Genomic DNA, 5543 nt, shown 5'->3' on the forward strand with positions numbered 1-5543 from the left:
CACTGGAAGATTTTATTTGAGCGGACATATCAAACGGCGGCGCAATAAAAATTTCAGAGGTAAGCGCGGAACGGATACGAGAGTAATTGGCATCGTCACCACGAAGCAACACCTGAAAGGCGAAGGTATTCTGTAAATAGTCCTGTGTTGCAATATCGCGGGCTAATTTTAAGGTTTGGGAGCGCGCCTGCTCGTTAACCTGTTTTAACTGGAGGAACTCCTCGTGCTGCAATTTTGCAGCCTGCTTACCCATGGCTATTTTACTTTGATGAAACTGGGACTTTTGCTCATCCAGCGAAAGCGCTTGCTTTAGCAGGTCTTCTTTGCCATACTGAAATACTTTCCACTGATTTTTCAGAATTTCTGTCTCTGACCTCAATCTTCTTTCCCACGCCGCCAAATTCTTTTGGTTTTCTGCTAAGGCGCGTTCGCGATCTTTTAATTTGAGTTCCCGCTCATTCAGCGTGTTGGCACGCTGTTTTAGCTCATACTCAGTTTTTCAAAAATCAAATCTGAAATTTTTAAGAGGAGGAGATATAGGAGAAATGAGGAAATTACCAAAAGAATAGGGTAATCCGCATATGCCCTCATTATCGTCTAAAAAGACAAAGCACCGCTTCCGCTTGCGATTATTTCCCCTTCAGGGTTGGAGAAAAATTCACATAAATCATCCGGCCGACTCGCCGGACGTTGTGGATATACCAGCCGGTACGCTTATGACAGATTCCGTCCACAGCGCCAATAAGCAGTGATGACAAATTTCCAAGAACATAGAGAATAACAGCGAGAGTGAGAAACGTTTTCCCACTTTGACCGGAATCCACTTTAACTAACGATATGTGGTGAAGAATTTGAGAAAACAACACTGATTCCCCAAAAATTAATAAGAATCATTTTAAAACCTCCTGTTACTATAAATTAGGTTGAGGACATGGCAACCAGCCATGTCTTTTTCCAACTTGCTGCCTAAGGTGATAGAATGAGAGGACAAAGGGCCTGACGGACACCTCCAAGGACTACGCGTCCGTAATTAAGTCAGTCAGCCATCCTCTTATTCGCAGAGTTCGATTTGTGCAGGTAGAGCCGCCGTCCGGCGCGTTCGCGTCATCAAACAGATAGAATCAGCAATGAAAAGGATGATTCGCCAATTGTAAATCTGTGATGGAGTGTGGATTATGAACGCAGTCGGAATTGATGTTTCCCAAGGGAAAAACATGGTATCGGTGATTCGTCCCTTTGGGGAACTGCTGGCAAGGCCCTACGAGGTGCGCCACACCTCCAGCGAACTTAGCGAGCTGGGGCAAACCGGCTGAAAAGTCTGGAGGGTGAAACGCGGGTGGTGCTGGAGCACACAGGATGCTACTATGAGCCGGTGGCCCAACTGCTCCATGATGCCGGGATCTTTGTCAGCGCGGTCAATCCGCTGCTCATCAAGGAATATGGGAACAATTCTTTGCGCAAGGTGAAAACCGATAAAGCGGATCGCTTAAAATTGCCCGGTATGGCCTTGACAACTGGACTGATTGCGGGAACATACGCCTATGGACACGATTCGCTACCAACTGAAAAGCATGAACCGGCAATACGGTCTGTATTCCAAGAACAAGACGGCGCCGAAGAAGGATCTCATTGCCCTTCTTGACCAGACCTATCCCGGCGTCAACGCCCTCTTTGAAAGCCCCGCCCATGCGGACGGCAGCCAGAAGTGGATAGATTTCGCCGCATCCTTCTGGCATGTGGACTGTGTGAGAGGCGTGGGGCCAGCCGCTTTCGTGGAGCGTTACCGCAAATGGAAGCAATTACACAGCTCAATACCGTTTCTAAAACAGTCGAGGTATTCCGTGCGGAAATGAACCGGCTTGCCAGGGAGCTCCCTGAATACGAAGTGGTTATGGGGTTGTATGGCACCGAAAAATCTCTTGGGCCGCAGCTCATGGCGGAGATTGGTGATGCCCGCCGCTTTGCCCACAAAGGCTCTTTGACGGCCTTTGCAGGGGTTGACCCGGGTGTGAATCAGTCCGGAACCTATGAAGCAAAAAGCACTCGTTCTTCCAAGCGGGGTTCTCCGGAGCCGCGAAAGACGCTCTTTTTGCTGATGACGGTGCTGTTACAAAAAGCTCCACCGGACGACCCTGTCTTTCAGTTCCTGGACAAAAAACGGGCCGAGGGCAAGCCCCTATTTTTCTTCTGCATGGCATAGCCGACCTGTGTCAGTAAATATTTCTGCCCGGCGGGATTGAGAGCGTGGAAGCAGGCAATCAGGTTCTGTTCATCGGCGCGTCTCATCATTAGATATACGCCGATAGTCCGCAAAAAATCCGCAGATCAAGGAACCTCGGCTTTTTCGGGAAAAGCATTCGGACGAGTGGATATAGCAAACACCGGCTTTCCATTTTAGACAGCACCTCCAAAAGCGGTGCTGTTTTTTATGCATAACAACAAATGCCCTCAAAAGAGGAGGTACCAAATAAAGTTAGCAGAAAATTTGAAAGCTCTGCGGGGCCGCCGGGGCGTGACGCAGCGAATGCTGGCGGAAAGCATTGAGCGCACATCAGCGCCATGGAAAACGGCGTGAAAATCCCCAACGCGGCACAGGTGGCGGTATTTGCTGCACCACGGACACAATCATTTTAGGAACAGGGCTGGAGTTGGCACAGGAGAAAGAACTGGTTGAAAAGTTCTGTGCAGCATCGCCGGAGGAGCGGGAAGCAACGCGGGCCGCGCTGGAGAATGAGGGGTAGGCGCATGATGGAGCTTTCATCACGGGAAATGGAGGTTTTGAAGCAGTATCGTGGGGCCACGCCGGAGGGAAAGCGCAAGGTGCAGCAACTACTGGAGCGCGCGGTGCGGCGGCGGGGCCAGAACCTGCCAGACGAGCGGAAGACCAGTCGGGCGTAAAGAAGGGGGAACACACGATGAACAAATTCCAAAGGATTTCGTTGCAAGCCAATAAAAAGCAGATACCCCTCATTCGATCACTGGTTGCAACAGCGAAAGAATACGGGGTATCTGCCAAGGAGGTTGAATCTGCCTGCGCAATGGCAAATGATCTTTTGATGGGTACGTTAGTTGCTAGCAAACCGCTTGCGGAAATCTGTAATGACGTAGAGGCTGTCCTCAAGAATATCCAAGAACTCGGTTGATTGCTGTTTGCCTCCAGCATCCGGGTTTTTTGATAAGAAATCTTTGAATTTGCATTGCGTCCAAGTCAAAGCGAGCTGTTTTTCAAATTCATTAAATCCATCTAAGTCAACAGGAACGCTGTTAAAATCGAACACAAAATTCACCTCCTTTCATCCGCATTTTACCATTGGAGCGGAAAAAGGATAAGTAACAGGAGGGAGATATTGATCATGGACTGGATTGATGCGGTGGTGGGAATTGCGGCCATTATCGCGGCGTTTTGGGCGGGGCGGGCGTACCAGAAAAAGCGGATGGTGATTATGTATGATGTGCGCCCACAGAGACTGTATGCAAAGAATTGCGAAAAAACTGCCTACATAGAAAATGAGCGTTTAAGGTTGTTATTTGGGCCTGTTTGACGGAGATAAGGACTGAGCGATATCGCACATAAGGGAGAGAAAGTCGTATCAGCGCAGAGCCTGTCGGGGTAATTCAGTTATTTGGTTATTCCACAAAGGTAATCGGTAGAAACGCGAAGGGCGTTGGCGATTTTGGGTAGATTGCCAAAGCTGGGGCGACAGGGCCCGTTCATCCAACGGCGTGCGGTGGTTTGCGTGGCGCCCACATCTTACCATTGGCGGAGCGCAAGTGCAGGAGCATAGGACAACCACGAAATACCATAGGTTGAATTGAGGTGAGGGGCATGGCGAAACGACAGCGGGAGCCTATCCGGGTAGAAGCATTTGTGACTGTGAACGGACAGGAAGTAAATATTGACACGCTGTCGAAGGAAAAGCGCAGCGAAATCGGCGCGGTACTGAAGGTGACATATCTGAACGCGCTTTTCCGGGGCAAGGCCGTGTTCCACATAGAGGAGGAGCCAAAGCCATGATGTACCCCAAAAGCGTGTCCGCGCGGAAAAGCGCAAAAAAGAAAACCGAGCGCAAAGCGGACGTTCCGGGCGTGTGCTGTCGGTGCGGCCGGAACGGCTGCACGGATCCATTGGACAAGCACCACATTTTCTGCGGTGCGCTGCGGAAGAAATCATTTGTGAGGGAGATAGGGCCGCTTTCGCAAAATTGGATGCCTTGAAAGTGAAATCAGACGGTCTGGAGGAAAAGCTGAAGGCCGCGCAGGAGAAGGAAAAAGAGGTAGAAGCTGCACTTGGGGATGCCGAGGCCGAAAAGGCCGAGCTGGAGAAAAAGCTGGAGGAGCTGAAAAGCAGGCCGGTAGATGTGGCCGTGCGGGAATCTGGAGAGAAAGAGATTCAAATGCTCCGAGAAGAAGCGGAAGCGGCGGCGGCAAAGCAGGTAGAGGAGGCCAGCGCCAGACTGAAAGATGCCCAGACGCGGGCGGAGGCAGCGGACCGGGCCGCAGAAGAGCTTTGCTGGCAACTGGCGGCGACGGACAAGGACACCCAGACGTTCAAGTTCTACTTTGACGAGTGGCAGGCTAAATACAGCGCCATGGTTGAGGCTTTGGGAGCTGTGACCGCAGCGGGCCCGGAAAAGGCGGAGAAATTGAAAACGGCCATATTCGGACCGCGGCGAAACGGATGGAGCGATAGAATGAGTTTTTTACTTGCAGTGAGGCTATGAGCCAAAAAAGTGGCGGTGCGTAAGCACCACCACTTTACAGCCTCCATTCACACACCTAGGTACTACCAATCCACAACCATCACTTCTTTAAGTAAGTCAATAGTGCGAGCAGTAGGACGTTGGCTGAAATGATTAGTGTAAAGACTTGGAATGTAGTCATGGTAAGTCCTCCTTCAAACGCCGATGGAGGCTGCAATTACAGTATAGGACATGTTAAAAGAATATAAAGTTGAAAATTAGTCGCATTTCAGAAGAAAAATTTCGCTTTTGAAACCAGTGCGAAGAAACTTGAAAATAAGAAGATTCATCTGCGCTTAATTTTACAGAAGCAGGCCCCGCCTTTTTAAGGCGGGGCGGAAACTTTATCGTTTGTCATCGCCGGGTTTATGACGGTTTCCCGACTGCTTTTTATCATTGCGGCCCTCGCCGTCAAGAGCACTTTGCGCAAATGTGGGACCGCCCTTTGCTTTTTTCAGGCGGACAGGCTTCGGGTCAAGCTGACTGTCTTTTGGCATTCTAAATCACCTCACCTGTATTTTTTGCAGATTGAAAATTTATATCCTTTGACAAACCAGGTGCGGGCGCACCATCGGCAAAGCATGTATGGGAGACAGAGTATGAATCTGAGAATTCCAAAGGAATATATAGAGCACTGCCTGATGATCCGGGACAAGAAAAACAGGATGGTGCCCTACGTGATGGGCTGCGACACTGCCGGAGACGGAAGCGTCCGCTTTATTGCATGGGTAATTGACAACACCACGGGGGAGCAGGTGGCGGAGCTGCGGTTCACCCACAACGCGATTTTATTTACCCGGCAGA

At 50.2% G+C, this 5543-nt stretch carries 11 protein-coding genes and 1 pseudogene; 9 read left to right on the forward strand and 3 right to left on the reverse strand.

What is annotated here, in order from left to right:
- Positions 1-379: hypothetical protein (locus RTK01_RS15675; RefSeq protein ID WP_312281869.1), on the reverse strand; the 379-nt coding region annotated here is incomplete at its 3' end.
- Between the two features lie 796 nt (positions 380-1175).
- On the opposite strand from RTK01_RS15675, the gene RTK01_RS16905 reads away from it, so the two are divergent.
- The 5 genes from RTK01_RS16905 (at position 1176) to RTK01_RS15690 (ending at position 2898) form a co-directional block, all read left to right on the forward strand.
- Positions 1176-1313: a hypothetical protein gene (locus RTK01_RS16905; protein ID WP_397353056.1), complete on the forward strand. Its 138-nt coding sequence runs from the start codon at positions 1176-1178 to the stop codon at positions 1311-1313.
- Positions 1314-1336: 23 nt separating this feature from the next.
- Entirely contained in the window at positions 1337-1642 is a 306-nt protein-coding gene (locus RTK01_RS16910) for a hypothetical protein (RefSeq protein WP_397353058.1), read from the forward strand.
- 147 nt (positions 1643-1789) lie between these two features.
- A complete protein-coding gene (locus tag RTK01_RS16915; RefSeq protein WP_397353059.1) occupies positions 1790-2200 on the forward strand; it encodes an IS110 family transposase in 411 nt (136 codons plus the stop codon).
- Between the two features lie 340 nt (positions 2201-2540).
- Complete coding sequence (locus RTK01_RS15685) at positions 2541-2741, forward strand: hypothetical protein (protein ID WP_312281870.1); 201 nt, start codon at positions 2541-2543, stop codon at positions 2739-2741.
- Between the two features lie 4 nt (positions 2742-2745).
- The gene (locus tag RTK01_RS15690; RefSeq protein WP_312281871.1) at positions 2746-2898 is read left to right on the forward strand and encodes a hypothetical protein; all 153 of its coding nucleotides are present in this window, start codon (positions 2746-2748) and stop codon (positions 2896-2898) included.
- A gap of 167 nt (positions 2899-3065) precedes the next feature.
- On the opposite strand, the gene RTK01_RS15695 is transcribed toward RTK01_RS15690, so the two are convergent.
- Complete coding sequence (locus tag RTK01_RS15695) at positions 3066-3278, reverse strand: hypothetical protein (protein ID WP_312281872.1); 213 nt, start codon at positions 3276-3278, stop codon at positions 3066-3068.
- 75 nt (positions 3279-3353) lie between these two features.
- On the opposite strand from RTK01_RS15695, the gene RTK01_RS15700 reads away from it, so the two are divergent.
- On the forward strand, positions 3354-3542 hold the full coding sequence (locus RTK01_RS15700; protein ID WP_312281873.1) for a hypothetical protein: 189 nt from the start codon (positions 3354-3356) through the stop codon (positions 3540-3542).
- A 77-nt stretch (positions 3543-3619) separates the two neighbouring features.
- Here the strand turns inward: RTK01_RS15700 and RTK01_RS16920 are convergent, their stop codons facing one another.
- The gene (locus RTK01_RS16920) at positions 3620-3748 is read right to left on the reverse strand and encodes a helix-turn-helix domain-containing protein (RefSeq protein ID WP_397353061.1); all 129 of its coding nucleotides are present in this window, start codon (positions 3746-3748) and stop codon (positions 3620-3622) included.
- Between the two features lie 78 nt (positions 3749-3826).
- Here RTK01_RS16920 and RTK01_RS15705 point away from each other — a divergent pair, with 78 nt between their 5' ends.
- From RTK01_RS15705 to RTK01_RS15715, 3 genes and pseudogenes are all read left to right on the forward strand, one after another.
- Positions 3827-4015 (forward strand): hypothetical protein, encoded by a 189-nt coding sequence (locus tag RTK01_RS15705; protein WP_312281874.1) that lies wholly within the window; start codon positions 3827-3829, stop codon positions 4013-4015.
- Between the two features lie 202 nt (positions 4016-4217).
- Positions 4218-4721: a hypothetical protein gene (locus tag RTK01_RS15710; protein ID WP_312281875.1), complete on the forward strand. Its 504-nt coding sequence runs from the start codon at positions 4218-4220 to the stop codon at positions 4719-4721.
- A 617-nt stretch (positions 4722-5338) separates the two neighbouring features.
- A pseudogene (locus RTK01_RS15715) lies at positions 5339-5543 on the forward strand (hypothetical protein); the annotation flags it as partial.

The sequence above is a fragment of the Oscillibacter sp. genome, assembly GCF_031978065.1.
Taxonomy (GTDB): Bacteria; Bacillota; Clostridia; order Oscillospirales; family Oscillospiraceae; genus Oscillibacter.

Excerpts from the sequence above, each read along its gene's own strand:
- RTK01_RS16905 (WP_397353056.1), top strand. The coding sequence starts at position 1,176 with ATGAACGCAGTCGGAATTGATGTTTCCCAAGGGAAAAACATGGTATCG.
- RTK01_RS16915 (WP_397353059.1), top strand. The coding sequence starts at position 1,790 with ATGGAAGCAATTACACAGCTCAATACCGTTTCTAAAACAGTCGAGGTA.
- RTK01_RS15690 (WP_312281871.1), top strand. The coding sequence starts at position 2,746 with ATGATGGAGCTTTCATCACGGGAAATGGAGGTTTTGAAGCAGTATCGT.
- RTK01_RS15700 (WP_312281873.1), top strand. The coding sequence starts at position 3,354 with ATGGACTGGATTGATGCGGTGGTGGGAATTGCGGCCATTATCGCGGCG.
- RTK01_RS15705 (WP_312281874.1), top strand. The coding sequence starts at position 3,827 with ATGGCGAAACGACAGCGGGAGCCTATCCGGGTAGAAGCATTTGTGACT.